The organism is Paraburkholderia caffeinilytica, assembly GCF_046030355.1.
Classification (GTDB): domain Bacteria; phylum Pseudomonadota; class Gammaproteobacteria; order Burkholderiales; family Burkholderiaceae; genus Paraburkholderia; species Paraburkholderia caffeinilytica_B.
Genome location: NZ_JAQQCQ010000006.1, coordinates 25,796 through 41,227, shown reverse-complemented (window position 1 = coordinate 41,227; position 15,432 = coordinate 25,796). Strand labels below are relative to the sequence as shown.

General features: G+C 62.4%; 15 protein-coding genes. 9 read left to right on the top strand and 6 right to left on the bottom strand.

Translation table 11 applies throughout. The annotated features are described in order from the left end of the window. The first annotated feature begins 149 nt into the window (after nucleotides 1–149). From PQQ95_RS11430 to PQQ95_RS11400, 7 genes are all read left to right on the top strand, one after another. Nucleotides 150–1,454 carry an HlyC/CorC family transporter gene (locus PQQ95_RS11430; protein WP_408437504.1) on the top strand — a complete coding sequence of 435 codons (1,305 nt, stop codon included), beginning with the start codon at nucleotides 150–152 and terminating at the stop codon, nucleotides 1,452–1,454. Between the two features lie 130 nt (nucleotides 1,455–1,584). Then, nucleotides 1,585–2,892, top strand: coding sequence for a GspE/PulE family protein (locus tag PQQ95_RS11425; protein ID WP_408437503.1), 1,308 nt, complete (start codon nucleotides 1,585–1,587; stop codon nucleotides 2,890–2,892). Beyond that, nucleotides 2,889–4,118 carry a type II secretion system F family protein gene (locus PQQ95_RS11420; RefSeq protein WP_408437502.1) on the top strand — a complete coding sequence of 410 codons (1,230 nt, stop codon included), beginning with the start codon at nucleotides 2,889–2,891 and terminating at the stop codon, nucleotides 4,116–4,118. Before PQQ95_RS11425 ends, PQQ95_RS11420 begins: the two co-directional genes overlap by 4 nt. 26 nt (nucleotides 4,119–4,144) lie before the next feature. After that, a complete protein-coding gene (locus PQQ95_RS11415) occupies nucleotides 4,145–5,098 on the top strand; it encodes a prepilin peptidase (RefSeq protein WP_408437501.1) in 954 nt (317 codons plus the stop codon). A 3-nt stretch (nucleotides 5,099–5,101) separates the two neighbouring features. Then, nucleotides 5,102–5,704, top strand: a complete 603-nt coding sequence (coaE, locus tag PQQ95_RS11410) for a dephospho-CoA kinase (protein ID WP_408437500.1) — start codon at nucleotides 5,102–5,104, stop codon at nucleotides 5,702–5,704. Between the two features lie 236 nt (nucleotides 5,705–5,940). Then, nucleotides 5,941–6,696, top strand: coding sequence for a cell division protein ZapD (gene zapD, locus PQQ95_RS11405; RefSeq protein ID WP_030100922.1), 756 nt, complete (start codon nucleotides 5,941–5,943; stop codon nucleotides 6,694–6,696). Between the two features lie 102 nt (nucleotides 6,697–6,798). Next, complete coding sequence (locus PQQ95_RS11400; RefSeq protein WP_408437499.1) at nucleotides 6,799–6,996, top strand: DNA gyrase inhibitor YacG; 198 nt, start codon at nucleotides 6,799–6,801, stop codon at nucleotides 6,994–6,996. 106 nt (nucleotides 6,997–7,102) lie between these two features. Here PQQ95_RS11400 and PQQ95_RS11395 read toward each other — a convergent pair whose 3' ends face one another. The 3 genes from PQQ95_RS11395 to argJ are packed head-to-tail and all read right to left on the bottom strand — an operon-like array spanning nucleotide 7,103 to nucleotide 9,687. Then, a complete protein-coding gene (locus tag PQQ95_RS11395; RefSeq protein ID WP_408437498.1) occupies nucleotides 7,103–7,525 on the bottom strand; it encodes an NUDIX domain-containing protein in 423 nt (140 codons plus the stop codon). Beyond that, on the bottom strand, nucleotides 7,522–8,391 hold the full coding sequence (locus tag PQQ95_RS11390) for an ATP-binding protein (protein ID WP_408437497.1): 870 nt from the start codon (nucleotides 8,389–8,391) through the stop codon (nucleotides 7,522–7,524). The genes PQQ95_RS11395 and PQQ95_RS11390 overlap by 4 nt, the downstream gene beginning before the upstream one ends. 54 nt (nucleotides 8,392–8,445) lie before the next feature. Continuing rightward, complete coding sequence (argJ, locus tag PQQ95_RS11385; protein ID WP_408437496.1) at nucleotides 8,446–9,687, bottom strand: bifunctional glutamate N-acetyltransferase/amino-acid acetyltransferase ArgJ; 1,242 nt, start codon at nucleotides 9,685–9,687, stop codon at nucleotides 8,446–8,448. Nucleotides 9,688–9,730: 43 nt separating this feature from the next. Here argJ and PQQ95_RS11380 point away from each other — a divergent pair, with 43 nt between their 5' ends. Then, nucleotides 9,731–9,859 carry a hypothetical protein gene (locus PQQ95_RS11380; protein ID WP_408437495.1) on the top strand — a complete coding sequence of 43 codons (129 nt, stop codon included), beginning with the start codon at nucleotides 9,731–9,733 and terminating at the stop codon, nucleotides 9,857–9,859. On the opposite strand, the gene secA is transcribed toward PQQ95_RS11380, so the two are convergent. Then, complete coding sequence (gene secA, locus PQQ95_RS11375) at nucleotides 9,841–12,645, bottom strand: preprotein translocase subunit SecA (RefSeq protein WP_408437757.1); 2,805 nt, start codon at nucleotides 12,643–12,645, stop codon at nucleotides 9,841–9,843. The two genes, PQQ95_RS11380 and secA, sit on opposite strands and share 19 nt — an antisense overlap. 289 nt (nucleotides 12,646–12,934) lie before the next feature. Here secA and PQQ95_RS11370 point away from each other — a divergent pair, with 289 nt between their 5' ends. Then, a complete protein-coding gene (locus PQQ95_RS11370; protein ID WP_408437494.1) occupies nucleotides 12,935–13,420 on the top strand; it encodes a DciA family protein in 486 nt (161 codons plus the stop codon). A gap of 81 nt (nucleotides 13,421–13,501) precedes the next feature. Here PQQ95_RS11370 and lpxC read toward each other — a convergent pair whose 3' ends face one another. Together lpxC and PQQ95_RS11360 are read right to left on the bottom strand one after the other, a co-directional pair. Then, nucleotides 13,502–14,419: a UDP-3-O-acyl-N-acetylglucosamine deacetylase gene (lpxC, locus tag PQQ95_RS11365; protein WP_408437493.1), complete on the bottom strand. Its 918-nt coding sequence runs from the start codon at nucleotides 14,417–14,419 to the stop codon at nucleotides 13,502–13,504. A gap of 289 nt (nucleotides 14,420–14,708) precedes the next feature. Further along, entirely contained in the window at nucleotides 14,709–15,212 is a 504-nt protein-coding gene (locus tag PQQ95_RS11360; RefSeq protein ID WP_408437492.1) for a peroxiredoxin, read from the bottom strand. Nucleotides 15,213–15,432: the final 220 nt, after the last annotated feature.

Here is a 15,432-nt window from a genome sequence, read left to right as displayed (position 1 = left end):
GATCTGCCGCGCACGGAAATTGAGCGCCGTGCGCACTACCGCCCGAAACCGACCGGAGCGCGCGTTTTTGTCCCGGACCACCCGCCGTAGCGGGTCGCCCGGTCCCCTCTGCTATATTGTCTCCATCCCGTCCCTATCTTTCACTACGCGTGGAACAACTTCCCTTATGGGCGCAGATCGGCGCCGTCTTTCTGCTGCTTATCTGCTCCAGCTTCTTTTCGATTTCCGAAACGGCGATGATGGCGATCAACCGCCATCGCCTGAAACACCTTGCCAACCAGAATGCGCTCGGCGCCCGGACCACTCAAGGCCTGCTCGCGCACACCGATCAGCTGCTAAGCGTGGTCCTGATCGGCAACAATCTGTTCAACACGATCATTCCGGTGCTCACCACCTCGATCGCGCTGCATACGTTCGGCCGCAATAACGTCGTGCTGTCCATCGCGACCGGTATCGTCGCGTTCCTGATCATCGTGTTCGCGGAAATCACGCCGAAGATCGTCGGCGCGACGTTCCCGGAGAAGATCGCCCTGCCGGCCAGCCTCCTGATCGCACCGATGATGCGCGTCGGCAGGCCGCTCGTCTGGTTCGTCAATCTGTTCGCGAACACGATCTTGCGCGTGCTGCATATCAATACCAAAGGCGCCCACGATCAGCGGCTTTCTACGGAAGAGCTGCGCACCATCGTGCTCGAATCAGGCAGCTTCATGCCGACCAAGCACCGAAGCATTCTGTTGAACCTGTTCGACCTCGAGAACATTTCCGTCGACGACGTGATGATCCCGCGCCGCCGCATCGAAGCGCTCGACTTCGACGCGCCGTTCGAACAGATCCTGCATCAGCTGGAAACCTGCTATCACAACAAGCTGATCGTCTATCAAGGCGATATCGACCGGGTGCTCGGCGTGCTGCACGTCCGCAAGACACTGGCGGCGCTGCACAATCAGGAACTGGAGCGCGAGACGCTGCGCGAGTTGCTGGCCGAGCCGTATTTCGTGCCGAGCGGCACACCGGTATTCCAGCAACTGCAGTATTTCCAGGAAAGCCGCCACCGCACGGCGTTGGTCGTGAACGAATACGGCGAGCTGCAAGGGCTGGTTACGCCGGAAGACATTATCGAAGAGCTGATCGGCGAATTCACCACGTCGATTCCGCGTAGCGCCAATTCGCGCGGCGGCTGGAACGAGAGCGGCGAATGTATCGTCGCGGGCAGCATGCCGCTGCGCGAATTGAACCGCTGGCTGCATCTCACACTGCCGACCGCCGGGCCGAAAACGCTCAACGGCCTGATTCTCGAGATTCTCGAAGAGATTCCGGACGGAGACGTATGCGTGCAGATCGGTGAGGTGAAACTCGAAGTGATGCGTAGCGACGACCAGGCTATTCGCACCGTCAAACTGTTCAAACCACCCGTTCGCTCAGGCGCCAAAGCCGCCAAAACCGCGCGCGGCTAAACCCGGCACGTCACAGCATCGCATATCGGCGCAGTGCGTGCCATTAGCCGAACGGCTGAATGGCGATGCCGGCGGTCTTACCGGATGATGAAGTCGTCGTGTTCTACAGGCGGCTCATTACCGGTCTCTCATGCAAGCTTCTATTCAACATACGGCGTCGTTGCGGCCCGTCGTTCTGGACAGCGAAAGCCCAGCCAAACCCAGGCATAACGCCTTTGCGACCGACCCCAGTGTCGGCGCCAATCTCAACGCGAGTCTCGCCGACTCCGACAACGCGCCTGCCGTACGCCTCTTGACCGAGACATTGCAGGAGGCAACCCGCCGCAATGCATCGGACCTGCACATCGAGCCGGCGGAGCATGGCTGGCGCGTGCGTTTGCGTATCGACGGCGTACTTCATGAGATTCCTCCGCCCCCTGCGCATCTGCGCGACGCGTTCATCACGCGCGTGAAGGTGCTGGCGCGCATGGATATCGCCGAGCGGCGCGTGCCGCAGGACGGCCGGCTGCGTATTGCCACGTCGCCTGGCCGCGTCGAAGACTATCGCGTCAACTCGCTGCCCACCCTGTTCGGCGAAAAGCTGGTGCTGCGCAGGCTCGACGCGCTGCCCACCCATCTTTCGCTCGACTCGCTCGGCCTCGATCCACAGCAACGTGAAGTCGTCGATGCCGCTATTCGCGCGCCGCATGGCCTCGTGCTTGTCACCGGTCCAACGGGAAGCGGCAAAACCCTGTCGCTGTACTGCTTTTTGCACATGCTCAACGACGAGGCGCGCAATCTGTGTTCGGTGGAAGACCCGGCGGAGATCCAGTTGGCCGGCATTAATCAGGTCAGTGTGCGCGAAAAAACCGGTCTGACTTTCGCGGTAGCGTTGCGCGCGTTTCTCCGTCAGGACCCTGACGTCATCATGGTCGGTGAAATCCGCGACGAAGAAACCGCCGATGTCGCCGTGAAGGCCGCGCAGACCGGCCACCTGGTCCTGTCGACCTTGCACACGAACGACGCGCCGGCCGCCGTCGCGCGCCTGATCGACATTGGCGTCGAACCATACAACCTGGCGGCCGCCCTAAAGATGGTGACCGCACAACGGCTGGTGCGGCGGCTCTGCGTGGCGTGTCGCACACTCGCGCCACAATCCGCGGCGGCGCTGCGAGCAGCGGGTTTCGCCGACGACCACCTCGACGGCTGGCAACCGTACGCCGCCAGCGGATGCGCGGCCTGCCACGGTATCGGCTACCGGGGCCGCGTCGGCGTTCACCAGGTGATGCCCGTCTCCGACGCAATGCGTGAGTTGATCGTGGCACGCGCAAGCACACATGAGCTGGCCCGGCTCGCGCAAACCGAACAGATTGCCACCTTGCGCGCCGCAGCCCTGGCGCGTGTGCGCGACGGCACGACGAGCCTTACCGAAGCGCTAGCGGCCACCGAAATCGCATGAGCACCGCGACGACTCTCCCACCGCCCGCCGCCGAGATGCGTTTCAGATGGCGTGGTATCGATGCCGACGGCGTACACAAAACCGGTGCGCTCATTGCACCGGATGTCAGCACCGCACGGGCCATACTCAAACGCGAAAAGCTGTTCCTCGTCGAACTCGAGACGCGCGGTGAGGCACCCCGTCCCCGGACCCGCACCCCTGACGTCACCGTGTTCACACGCCAGCTCGCCAGTCTGCTTCGCGCCGGTTTGCCGCTGGCGCCTTCGCTGGACCTGCTCGCGCAAGCGCAGAGTTCACGCCGGCAAGGCATGCCGCGGATCGTCGGCGCGCTGGCACGCGACATCACCGGAGGCCTGCGCTTCTCCGCAGCGTTGCAGCGGCATCCTGCGCAGTTCAACGCGTTGTACTGTCAGCTCGTCGAAGTCGGCGAAGCAGCCGGCGCGCTGCCGGCCGTCCTCGCCCGGATCGCCGACGACCGCGAACGCGCCGCCGCGCAGCGTGCCAAGGTACGCGCCGCGCTCACCTATCCGGTCGCGATCCTGTTGCTTGCGATCGCCATTACCGCAGCGTTGCTGGTGTGGGTCGTGCCGACCTTCAAGCAGATCTTCGACGGCTTCGGCGCGACGTTGCCCGCGCCCACGCAGTTCGTGCTGGCCTTGTCGGCGGGCGCGGCGCGATGGAGCATTCCTCTGGCCGTCATGATCTTCGCAGCGGGTTCGGCTGTGACGTTTCTGCTACGACGTTCCGAAGCAGCGCGCATCCGGTTCGCGCGCATATCGCTGACAATGCCGGTCGCCGGTCCGTTGCTGCGTACCTTGTGCGCCGCGCGCTGGAGCCGCGCGCTCGGCACTTTGCTGTCGGCCGGCACACCGCTCGCGGACGCGTTCGATTCACTGACTCACGCCACCGGCAACGCTTTCTTCGATCGCGCAACGGTGGAGATTGCCGGCCGTTTGCGGCGCGGCGAACGGCTCGCCGCCGCCATGCGCGCGGCGCATTGCTTTCCACCGGAGGTCGTGCAGCCGGTAGCGGTCGCCGAGGAATCCGGAGCGCTCGACACAATGCTGATCGATGTGGCGTCGCTCGCCGATCGTCAGGTAGACGAAAAGATCGGCACACTCTCGAGCCTGTGCGAGCCGCTTGTCATCATCGTGCTGGGTACGCTGGTCGGTGGCCTGGTGATCGCAATGTATCTTCCCATTATTCAACTCGGCAACGTGGTGTAGCATCGCAGCCGAATCCCACCCTTTATATGCAGGCGACCCTTCCGCTCGTGTCAGATACTTCTTCCAGCCTGTTTCCGGGCCTGTTTTCGGACCTGTTGCCTGGCCACTTCGCAACCGGTCTCGGCGTGGCGTTCGGCAGCTTGCCCACCGGCCTGCAGATCGCATTCGCGATCGTGTTCGGCCTCGTGATCGGCAGTTTCCTGAACGTGGTCGTGCATCGGGTGCCCATCATGCTGGAGCGTGCGTGGCGCGAAGAAATCAGCGAGGCCACCGAACAACCGCTCGCGGACGACGGCTTGCCCGCCCGCTACAACCTGTGGCTGCCGCGCAGCGCGTGTCCTCACTGCGGCCACGTGCTCAAGTCATGGGAAAACCTGCCGGTGCTGAGCTACCTGTTGCTGCGCGGGCGCTGCTCCGCATGCAAGACACGCATAAGCGTGCGCTACCCGCTGCTCGAAATAGCGAGCGCCGCCTTTGCAGCCGGCGCGCTTGCGCTATATGGGCCGACCGGCATGGCACTCGCCGCCTTCGGACTCTGCGCGGCCTTGCTCGCAATGAGCGCGATCGACATCGACACACATCTGCTTCCTGACGCCATGACGCTGCCGCTGCTGTGGGCCGGCTTGATCGTGAACTTCAACGGCATGTTTGCGAGCCTCCACGACGCCGTGCTGGGTGCGATCTTCGGCTATCTGGTGCTGTGGGCCGTGCATTGGCTGTTCCGTCTGGTGCGCGGTGTCGAAGGTATGGGTTATGGCGATTTCAAACTGCTGGCTGCGCTCGGCGCATGGCTCGGCTGGGCGGCGCTACCGCAGATCGTGGTGATCGCGGCGGTTGCCGGCGCGGTAGTCGGTCTCGCGGCGACATGGCGCGGCCGCATGCGTTTCGAAGAACCGCTGCCGTTCGGGCCGTTTCTCGCAGCGGGCGGCGCCGTTACGCTATTTCTCGGGACGCCGCTTTATCTGGCGTTGGGAGGCTGAAGCATGTTTACTGTGGGATTGACCGGTGGCATCGGCAGCGGCAAATCGACCGTGGCCGACCTGTTCGCCGCGCACGGCGTGCCGCTTGTCGACACGGATCTGATTGCGCACCGCATCACGGCGCCGCACGGCATTGCCATGCCGCAGATCGCTGCGGAGTTCGGCGATTCGTTCGTCGCTGCAGACGGCTCGCTCGACCGCGCCCGCATGCGCACCTTGGTATTCAGCGACGATGGCGCGCGCAAGCGGCTCGAAGGCATCACGCATCCGCTGATTCGTGCGGAGACCGAGCGCGAGCAGCGTGAGGCGCAAGGACCGTATGTGATCGTGGTGGTGCCGCTGCTGGTGGAGTCGGGTAGCTGGAAAACGCGCGTGAATCGGGTGCTGACGGTCGACTGCAGCGTCGAGACGCAAATCGCGCGCGTGATGAGCCGCAATGGGTTTAGCCGTGAACAGGTGCTCGCAATCATCGCCCGCCAGGCAACGCGCGAAGCACGCCTAGCCGCAGCCGACGACGTGATCGACAACGACAACACGCCGCTGGAGGCACTGAGGGCTGAGGTCGCGGCACAGCATCGCGTGTACCTGTCACTCGCCGACGCTTGAGGGGACGCGTACGCGAGGGCCGCGCGAGAGCGCAGACATGCTGTCACGTGTGGCCGCACCCCTTCAGATCTGGTGAACTTTGCGGCAAGGCAAGAGCCAAAGCGCGCTGAAAACCCGCTAAAACACGCAAAAAAAATTGTGAGAGTGCGCTGAAAAAGTGCGTGATTGCTAGGGTAGTCTCACGGCATTAGAATGTTCTGCATTCCCGTCACCGACCACGCCCGAGGCGAGCCCGCTTGATCCTTTACGAGTATCCCTTCAACGAGCGAATCCGGACGCTATTGCGCCTCGAAGATCTGTTCGAGCGCTTCACGTTCTTTCTGACTCAGGAAGACGCCCGGGAACATCACGTCGCACTGACAACGTTGTTCGAAATCTCAGAGGTTGCGGGTCGCGCGGATCTGAAGTCCGATCTGATGAAGGAGCTCGAGCGCCAACGGCAGACCCTCGCGCCGTTCCGGGGCAATCCGGGTATCGAGCAGAACGCGCTGGAGGCGGTGCTGGGAGAAATCGAGCAGACCTTGTCCGGGCTTTCGCAGATGCAAGGCAAAACCGGCCAGCATCTGGCCGACAACGAATGGCTCGCCAGCATCCGTAGCCGCGCGATCATCCCGGGCGGCACCTGCAAGTTCGATTTGCCTTCGTACTACGCATGGCAGCAGATCCATCCTGACCAGCGCCGGCAGGACATCGCCAAATGGGTCACGCCGCTGCTGCCGTTGCGCGATGCGGCAACCATCGTGCTGCGCCTCGCGCGCGAATCGGGCCAGGCGTCCAAGGTCATGGCGATGCAGGGCAGCTATCAGCAGATGCTGTCGGGTCGTTCATACCAGTTGATGCAGGTACGGGTGGCGCCTGAATTGCGGGTGATTCCAGAGGCCAGCGCCAACAAGTACATGCTCTGGGTGCGGTTCACGGTGCAAGACGGCGATTTGCGTCCACGCGCGGTGGATGTCGACGTGCCGTTCCAGCTCACGCTTTGCAGCCTGTAATGCCTGCCCTGTAGAACCGAATCGCGGGGCCGCGGCTTTAAAGCGGCGAAAAATGCCCCTATATTCGTTACTTGTCCCGTTTCCGATCGACTGCCTGACCGTATGCCTACCGTCGTCAAATGCCCCACTTGTGGGAAGGATGTCCGCTGGACTCCCGAAAACCGCTTCCGCCCCTTCTGCTCCGATCGCTGCAAGCAGATCGACCTCGGCGCCTGGGCCACTGAGAAGTACAAGATAGGCGGCACAGAGGAAGAAACGCCGCCGGATGAATCGCCTGGCGGGGACTACACCCCGCATTGAACGCAGCAGGCCGCAGACATATACCGCGCCGCGTGGCCGCGGCGTGCTGCAGTTATGCGGGACGACGCTGCTCACGCAGCGCCGTTTAAAACCGCCGGCTGTTTTTCTAGTTTTTCTCAGCCGCGAGCCATTCCAGCACGGGAATCGTCGCCGGCAACAGTGGTGAGACATCCGCCGGCAGCGCTTGCCAGACAAATGCCTGACCTTCGCGGCCATGCGGTTCGCCGGTCCACTGCGTCACCTTGCAGAAGAACAGCCGTACGTAGGCATGCGGGTAATCGTGCTCGAGTGTGTGCCAAAGATGGCTTGCCTTGACGTCGATACCCAGTTCCTCGTGCAGCTCACGCGCTAGCGCGGCCTCGACCGACTCGCCCGCTTCCAGCTTGCCGCCCGGAAACTCCCAATACCCTTCGTATGGCTTGCCTGCCGGACGCTGCGCCAGCAGATAACGTCCGTCCGGCTGAATCAGCACGCCGACGGCGACTTCAGTCACCGGGCGTCCGGCGCCGTTCTTCTGCGCGTCGCTCATGCCGAGGTCTTCCGTCCAGACCAGTCGCGCGCGAATTGCCACGCGACGCGCCCCGAGCGCGAACCGCGCTCCAGCGCCCACACCAGCGCATCGCCGCGCGCCGCTTCGACTTCCGCGTCGTCGCAGCCGAAATGGCGCAGCCAGTGGCCGATGATCGACAGGTAGTCGTCCTGCTTGAACGGATAGAAGCTGACCCACAGCCCGAAGCGCTCGGACAGCGAGATCTTTTCTTCGACCAGTTCGCCCGGATGAATCTCGCCGTCGGACGTGTGCTTGTACGTCTCGTTGTCGCTCATGTACTCGGGCAACAGGTGGCGGCGATTGGACGTCGCGTAGATCAGCACGTTGTCCGACTGCGCGGCGATCGAGCCGTCCAGCGCGACCTTCAGCGCCTTGTAGCCCGACTCGCCGTCTTCGAACGACAGGTCGTCGCAGAACACCACGAAGCGCTCCGGCCGCTGCGCAATCAGATCGACGATGTCGCCAAGATCATGCAAATCGTCTTTATCCACTTCGATCAGGCGCAGGCCGTCTTTCGCATAGGCGTTCAGGCAAGCCTTGATCAGTGAGGACTTGCCGGTACCCCGCGCGCCCGTCAACAGCACATTGTTGGCCGGCTGCTTGTGTACGAACTGACGCGTGTTCTGCTCGATCAATCCTTTCTGACGATCGATGTTTTGCAGGTCGTCGAGCGTGATCGACGAAATGGCCGGAACCGGTTGCAAATAGCCGCGCCCCTGGCGCTTGCGCCAGCGAAAAGCGACCGCCGCCGACCAGTCGATCTCCGGTGCAGCGGGCGGAAGCATGGCTTCGAGGCGGACGAGCACGGCTTCGGCCCGGGTCAGAAACTGTTCGAGTTTATCCATGACTGTGAGGTAAGCGGCCCGAAAGCCGCGTCAAAACCCTGGTGAGAAACCTGGTTACGAACGATAGTCGGCGTTGATGCTCACGTAGTCGTGCGACAGATCGCAAGTCCAGATCGTGGCTTGCGCATCGCCGCGGCCGAGTACGACACGAATGCCGATCTCGCTCTTTTTCATGACGCGCTGGCCGTCTTCCTCGCGGTAGGCCGGATTGCGGCCGCCGGCAGTGGCGACCAGCACGTCGTCCAGATACAGATCGATCTTGCCGACGTCGAGATCGTCCACGCCGGCATAGCCGATGGCCGCGAGAATGCGGCCGAGATTCGGATCCGATGCATAGAAGGCCGTTTTCACGAGCGGCGAGTGGCCGATCGCATACGCGATCTGGCGGCATTCGCCGACGCTCGAACCGCCTTCGACATGCACGGTCATGAATTTGGTCGCGCCTTCGCCGTCGCGCACGATCAGTTGTGCGAGGGTCTGGGCGACTTCGGTCACCGCGTCGCGCAGCGCTGCATAAGCGGGCGAATCGGTGGACGTGATCGCCGGCAGGCTCGATTGGCCCGAGGCGATCAGGATGAAAGAATCGTTGGTCGACGTGTCGCCGTCGATCGTGATGCAGTTGAACGAGCGGTCCGCCACGTGCTTGACCAGTGCGTCGAGCACCGGTTGCGCGACGTTAGCGTCGAACGCGAGAAAGCCGAGCATGGTCGCCATGTTCGGCTTGATCATGCCGGCGCCCTTGCTGATGCCGGTGAGCGTGACCGTGTGGCCGTCGATCGTGACCTGGCGCGAGGTGGCTTTCGGCAAGGTGTCCGTGGTCATGATCGCCTGAGCGGCGTCGTACCAGTTGGCTTCCTTGCGGTTCGCCAGCGCGGCAGGCAGACCGGCCTTCAGACGATCGACCGGCAACGGTTCCAGAATCACGCCCGTCGAAAACGGCAGAACCTGTTCCGGTGTGATGTCGGCGAGACGCGCGAGTTCAGCGCAGGTTTCGCGTGCAGCCACGAGGCCCGGTTCACCCGTGCCCGCGTTCGCGTTGCCGGTGTTGATCACCAGCGCGCGAATCGGCTTGCCGCCGTGGCGCACGCGCTCCAGATTCTCACGGCACACCGTGACGGGCGCTGCGCAAAAGCGGTTCTGCGTGAACACGCCGCCTACCGTCGCGCCGTCACCAACGGAAATGACCAGCACGTCCTTGCGGTTCGGCTTGCGGATATTCGCCTCCGCCCAGCCCAGCGTAACGCCGGCGACAGGGTGAAGTTGAGCGGGATCGATCGAGGGGAAATTGACAGCCATGGTCGCGACCTGTCGAAGAAAATGCCGGCAGGCGCCGGCATCGATGGAAACGGAAACTGATGGCTCGAGCGCGTTGCCGAACCACCGCGAAATCACCAGCAACGTGCTGGGTAAAAACGAAGCGGCGCGCTTAAAGCGCGCCGCTTTCACCCATTATGCGATCCTACCGTGACACTGTTTGTACTTCTTGCCGCTACCGCACGGGCAAGGGTCGTTGCGGCCGACCTTCGGCACATTGTCCACGCTCACGTCCGACCCAATGGCGTGCGAGGAACCGTGGCTCATCGCGTCGCCGATCATTGCCGCGGTCGCCGCTTCCGCAGCGGCGGGTGCTGCCGCTTCGGCGAATTCGGCATGACGGAACTCGACGTTTTCGAGGTGGCTGCCCTGCTCTTCGTATTGCTCGGCAGCCTGTTCCAGCTGTTCCGGCGACTGGATCTGCACGTTCATCACGACACGCGTGACTTCGAGCTTCACGGCGTCGAGCATGGCGGCGAACAGTTCGAATGCCTCGCGCTTGTATTCCTGCTTCGGATTCTTCTGCGCGTAACCGCGCAGATGGATACCCTGGCGCAGGTGGTCGAGCGCCGCGAGGTGTTCGCGCCAGCTGCGATCCAGCGTTTGCAGCATGATCGAGCGTTCGAACGCGCTGAACGATTCGCGGCCAACCTGTTCGACTTTCGATTCGTACGCTTCGTTCGCCGCAGCTTCGACCGCTTCGAGAATCTCGTCCGCGCTGATCGAGTTCGACTCGTTGATCATTTCCTGGATCGCGAGGTCGAGCTGCCATTCGTTGCGCAGCACTTCCTCCAGCTCGGGCACGTCCCACTGCTCTTCGATGCTGCCGGCCGGAACGAACTGATGAACGATATCGGCGATCACACCGCCGCGCATCGCGCCGATGGTTTCGGTGATGTCGTTCGCTTCGAGCAATTCATTGCGCTGCTGGTAGATCACCTTGCGCTGATCGTTCGACACATCGTCGTATTCGAGCAATTGCTTGCGAACGTCGAAGTTGCGCGCTTCAACCTTGCGCTGCGCCGATTCGATCGAACGCGACACGATGCCCGCCTCGATCGCTTCGCCTTCCGGCATCTTCAGGCGGTCCATGATCGCGCGCACGCGATCGCCCGCGAAAATGCGCAGCAGCGGATCTTCCAGCGACAGATAGAAGCGCGACGAACCCGGATCGCCCTGACGGCCGGCACGGCCGCGCAACTGGTTGTCGATCCGGCGCGATTCGTGACGTTCGGTGCCGATGATATGCAGACCGCCCGCGGCCTTCACCTGGTCGTGCAGCGCCTGCCATTCGTCGTGCAGTTTCTGGATGCGGGTTTGCTTCTCGGCGTCAGAAAGCGTTTCGTCCTGTTCGATGAACGACGCCTGCTTTTCGGCGTTGCCGCCGAGCACGATGTCGGTACCGCGACCGGCCATGTTGGTGGCGATCGTGACGCGCTTCGGACGGCCTGCTTCCGCGACGATCTCGGCTTCACGCGCGTGCTGCTTGGCGTTCAGCACTTCGTGCGGCAAGCCAGCCTGCTTCAGCAGATGCGACAGCAATTCCGAGTTTTCGATCGACGTCGTGCCGACCAGCACCGGCTGACCACGCTCATGGCAATCGCGGATGTCGCGGATCACCGCGTCATAGCGCTCTTTGGCGGTCTTGTAGATCTGATCCTGCTTGTCGATCCGCTTCGGCGGACGGTTGGTCGGGATCACGACCGTTTCGAGACCGTAGATCTCGTTGAATTCGTACGCTTCGGTATCGGCCGTGCCGGTCATGCCGGACAGCTTCGCGTACATACGGAAGTAGTTCTGGAACGTGATCGAGGCGAGCGTCTGGTTCTCGCTCTGGATCTTGACGTGTTCCTTCGCCTCGACAGCCTGGTGCAAGCCATCCGACCAGCGGCGCCCCGACATCAGACGGCCGGTGAATTCGTCGACGATCACGACTTCGGCGTTCTGCACGACGTAGTGCTGATCCTTGAAGAACAGCGTGTGCGCACGCAGGGCGGCGTACACGTGGTGCATCAGCGTGATGTTCTGCGGCGCGTACAGGCTTTCGCCCTCGCCGATCAGGCCCCATTCGGAGAGCAGGCGCTCGGCCTTTTCATGGCCCGATTCCGTCAGGAAAACCTGGCGGCCTTTCTCGTCCAGCGTGTAGTCGCCCGGCTTTTCGACGCCGGTGCCGTCCGCCTTCTCTTCGCCGATCTGACGTTCGAGCAGCGGCGGCAGCGCGTTCATGCGCACGTAGAGTTCGGTGTGATCTTCGGCCTGGCCGGAGATGATCAGCGGCGTACGGGCTTCGTCGATCAGGATCGAGTCGACCTCGTCGACCACCGCGAAATTCAGCGCTCGCTGCACGCGCGCGTCGGTCTCGTAGACCATGTTGTCGCGCAGGTAGTCGAAGCCGAATTCGTTGTTGGTGCCGTAAGTGATGTCAGCGGCGTACGCTTCCTGCTTCGCGCCATGATCCATCTGCGACAGGTTGATGCCGACCGACAGACCGAGGAAGTTGTACAGACGCGCCATCCATTCGGCGTCGCGCTGGGCCAGGTAGTCGTTGACCGTGACGACGTGCACGCCGCGGCCGGACAGCGCATTCAGGTACACCGGCAGCGTGGCGACGAGCGTCTTGCCTTCGCCAGTGCGCATTTCGCCGATCTTGCCGTAATGCAGGACCATGCCGCCGATCAGCTGCACGTCGAAGTGGCGCATTTTCAGCACCCGCTCGCTGGCCTCGCGGCACACCGCGAAGGCTTCCGGCAGGAGCTTGTCGAGCGACTCGCCACTCGCGACGCGCTGGCGGAATTCACCCGTTTTGGCGCGCAGTTGGTCGTCCGTCAATTGCTCGATCTGCGGCTCGAGCGCATTGATCGCCGTGACGGTCTTTTGATATTGCTTGACTAGCCGCTGGTTGCGGCTGCCAAAAATCTTCTGTAGAAAACCGGTGGTCATCGGATCGGTGTCTGCGTCGCGGCTTCGGCTGGTTCGCGGCGTGCGGTTAGGCACGTGCGCTCCGGGGTCGGAAGGGCCTCGGCGGCTTAGTCCAAGAGTGAATTCGAATCGGGCATTTTAGCACGCGCCCCCGCCCGCGCCTGTGTCAGCCGTGCGACGCTGACAAGGCGCAAAAAGCCCGCCGCAGCGACGTCCGACGGTACGCATCAAGGCGGGTCCGCATGCATCCCGCGCGGTACAATCGCGGCGTGAACGCACATGGGGTGCGAACGCGCCATCACTATCGAACATGAGCCGTATTCCGTCCTTTTCAAGGCCGCCGCCCAAGCAGTTCAAGGCGCGCCGTCCGCAGCCCGTCGCCGAAGTGCTGAATCGCACCGACGCATTCGTGGCCCTGCGCGCGGGCGTCGAGCAGATTGCGGCGCTGGAAAAGGATTTGCGCGAGCTGCTGCCGGACTATCTGGCCACGAGCGTGGAGCCCAGCTTCATCAAGGACGGCGTGCTGGCCCTATTTGCCGCGCACAATGCGCTGGCCGCGCGGCTGCGCCAGATCGAACCGCGATTGCTGTCGGATCTGCAGCAGCGTGGCTGGCCAGTGAATGCGCTGAGAATTCGCGTGCGGCCGCAGCCTTTGAAGGAACCGCCGCCCGTCAAACAGGCACGCATGACGCCAGTCGGCGCGGACGCCTTGCACGCGCTCTCCCAATCGCTCGCGCCCTCGCCGCTGCAGGAAGCGTTGGCGAAAATGGCAGCGCGGCATCGGAGAAATCGCTGACCAAAAAAATAAGCGGCCCAGATGGGCCGCTTATTTTTCATCCATTCGCTTCGGAGATTTCATCCGAAGGCGTTAAGCCGATCAGGCAAACGCCGTTTGCGTTTCGTACGCGAAGCCGCGCGGCGCCTTCTGCGTGTCGTCGAACGTGACGATTTCGTACGCGTCTTCATGTGCCAGCAACTCGCGCAGCAGTGCGTTGTTCAGGCCGTGGCCCGATTTGTACGCCGTGTACGAAGCCAGCAACGGATGACCGATCACATACAGATCGCCGATCGCGTCGAGCATCTTGTGCTTCACGAATTCGTCGTCGTAACGCAGACCGTCGTTGTTCAGAATGCGGTATTCGTCCAGCACGATGGCGTTATCCATGCTGCCGCCGCGCGCCAAACCGAGTTCGCGCATCATTTCCACTTCATGCGCAAAGCCGAACGTACGCGCACGGGCGATTTCCCGCACGTACGACGTATTGGCAAAATCCACTTCCAGCGCCTGGCCGGTTTTATCCACGGCCGGGTGACGGAAATCGATGGTGAATTTGAGCTTGAAGCCGAAATACGGATCGAGGCGCGCGAATTTATCGCCGTCGCGAATTTCGACCGGCTTGGTGACCTTGATGAATTTCTTCGGTGCGTTCTGTTCTTCAATACCAGCCGACTGAATCAGAAACACGAACGAGCCTGCACTGCCGTCCATGATCGGAATTTCTTCGGCGGTGACGTCGACATACAGGTTATCGATGCCGAGGCCCGCGCATGCGGACATCAAATGCTCGACGGTCGACACGCGCGCGCCGTCTTTCTGCAGCACGGACGCCAGACGCGTATCGCCAATCGCCATCGCCGACGCGGGAATATCCACCGGCGTGGGTAAATCCACGCGCGAGAACACAATGCCGGTGTTCGGCGCCGCCGGGCGGAGTGTCAGTTCGACTTTGCGCCCGGAATGCAGGCCAATGCCGACTGTCTTGACGATTGATTTGATAGAGCGCTGCTTCAACATGGTGATCTTCTATTCGATTGAAAATCCCAATCGGGACTTTTTATTCCATAGCGCGAAGTATACTCCAATACCCTAAGGAGCGTCGTTGCACGGAACGTATCAATCTGTTTCGCTGCGTTACCCAAAGGGCGCCCGTCAGGAAAGCGTGACGGGCCGATGTCCGGAACGGAGGCGTTTCCGGTCATCGACCCGCGTAACGGCCTGTCACAAAAGCGTCTTATGCGCCGTTGCCCTGATACAACGCGTGAACCGCGCAGACCTGGGACCTGGGCATCCAACGCCACCGTGACTAGCTCAACGTAGCGAGGATACTCTCTGCATCGCTGACTTCGAATTTGCCGGCAGCCTCGACGTTCAACGTCTTGACCACGCCGTCGTCGACAACCATTGCGTAGCGCTGGGAACGGATTCCCATGCCGCGCGCCGACAAATCCTGCTCAAGACCGAGCGCCCGCGTGAAAGCCGCACTGCCATCCGCCATCATGCGCACCTTGCCCGAGGCGTGCTGATCGCGTCCCCACGCGCCCATTACGAACGCGTCGTTGACGGACACGCACCAGATCTCGTCAATGCCAAGCGCGCGCAACTGCTCGGCGTGCTCGACGTAACCCGGTACATGTTTGGCTGAACAGGTCGGTGTGAACGCGCCGGGCAATCCGAAGATCACCACGCGCTTACCCGCCGTCTGCTCGCGCACGTCGAAGCTGTTCGGCCCCAGCGTGCAGCCCGCCCGCGCGTCTTCGACGAACTCGAAGAGCGTCGCGTCGGGCAGCTTTTCACCTGCTTGAATCATGCTCAGTCCTTTGCATCGATGCGAAGCACACTCGCACGCCATCGTGTCGCAGTGAATGTTAGCGTCTGCCTAACTGCAGGCTCCGCCATCCGGCGACAGTTGCCCCATCCGCTTCGCGAATCCGAAGAGGGCACTTGTCCTTGCCGCGAATCAGACGATACGCGGCTTGTTCGCCGTTCACCCGCCACGCTCATGCATTCGTCCGCCAGCGCTGCGCTGC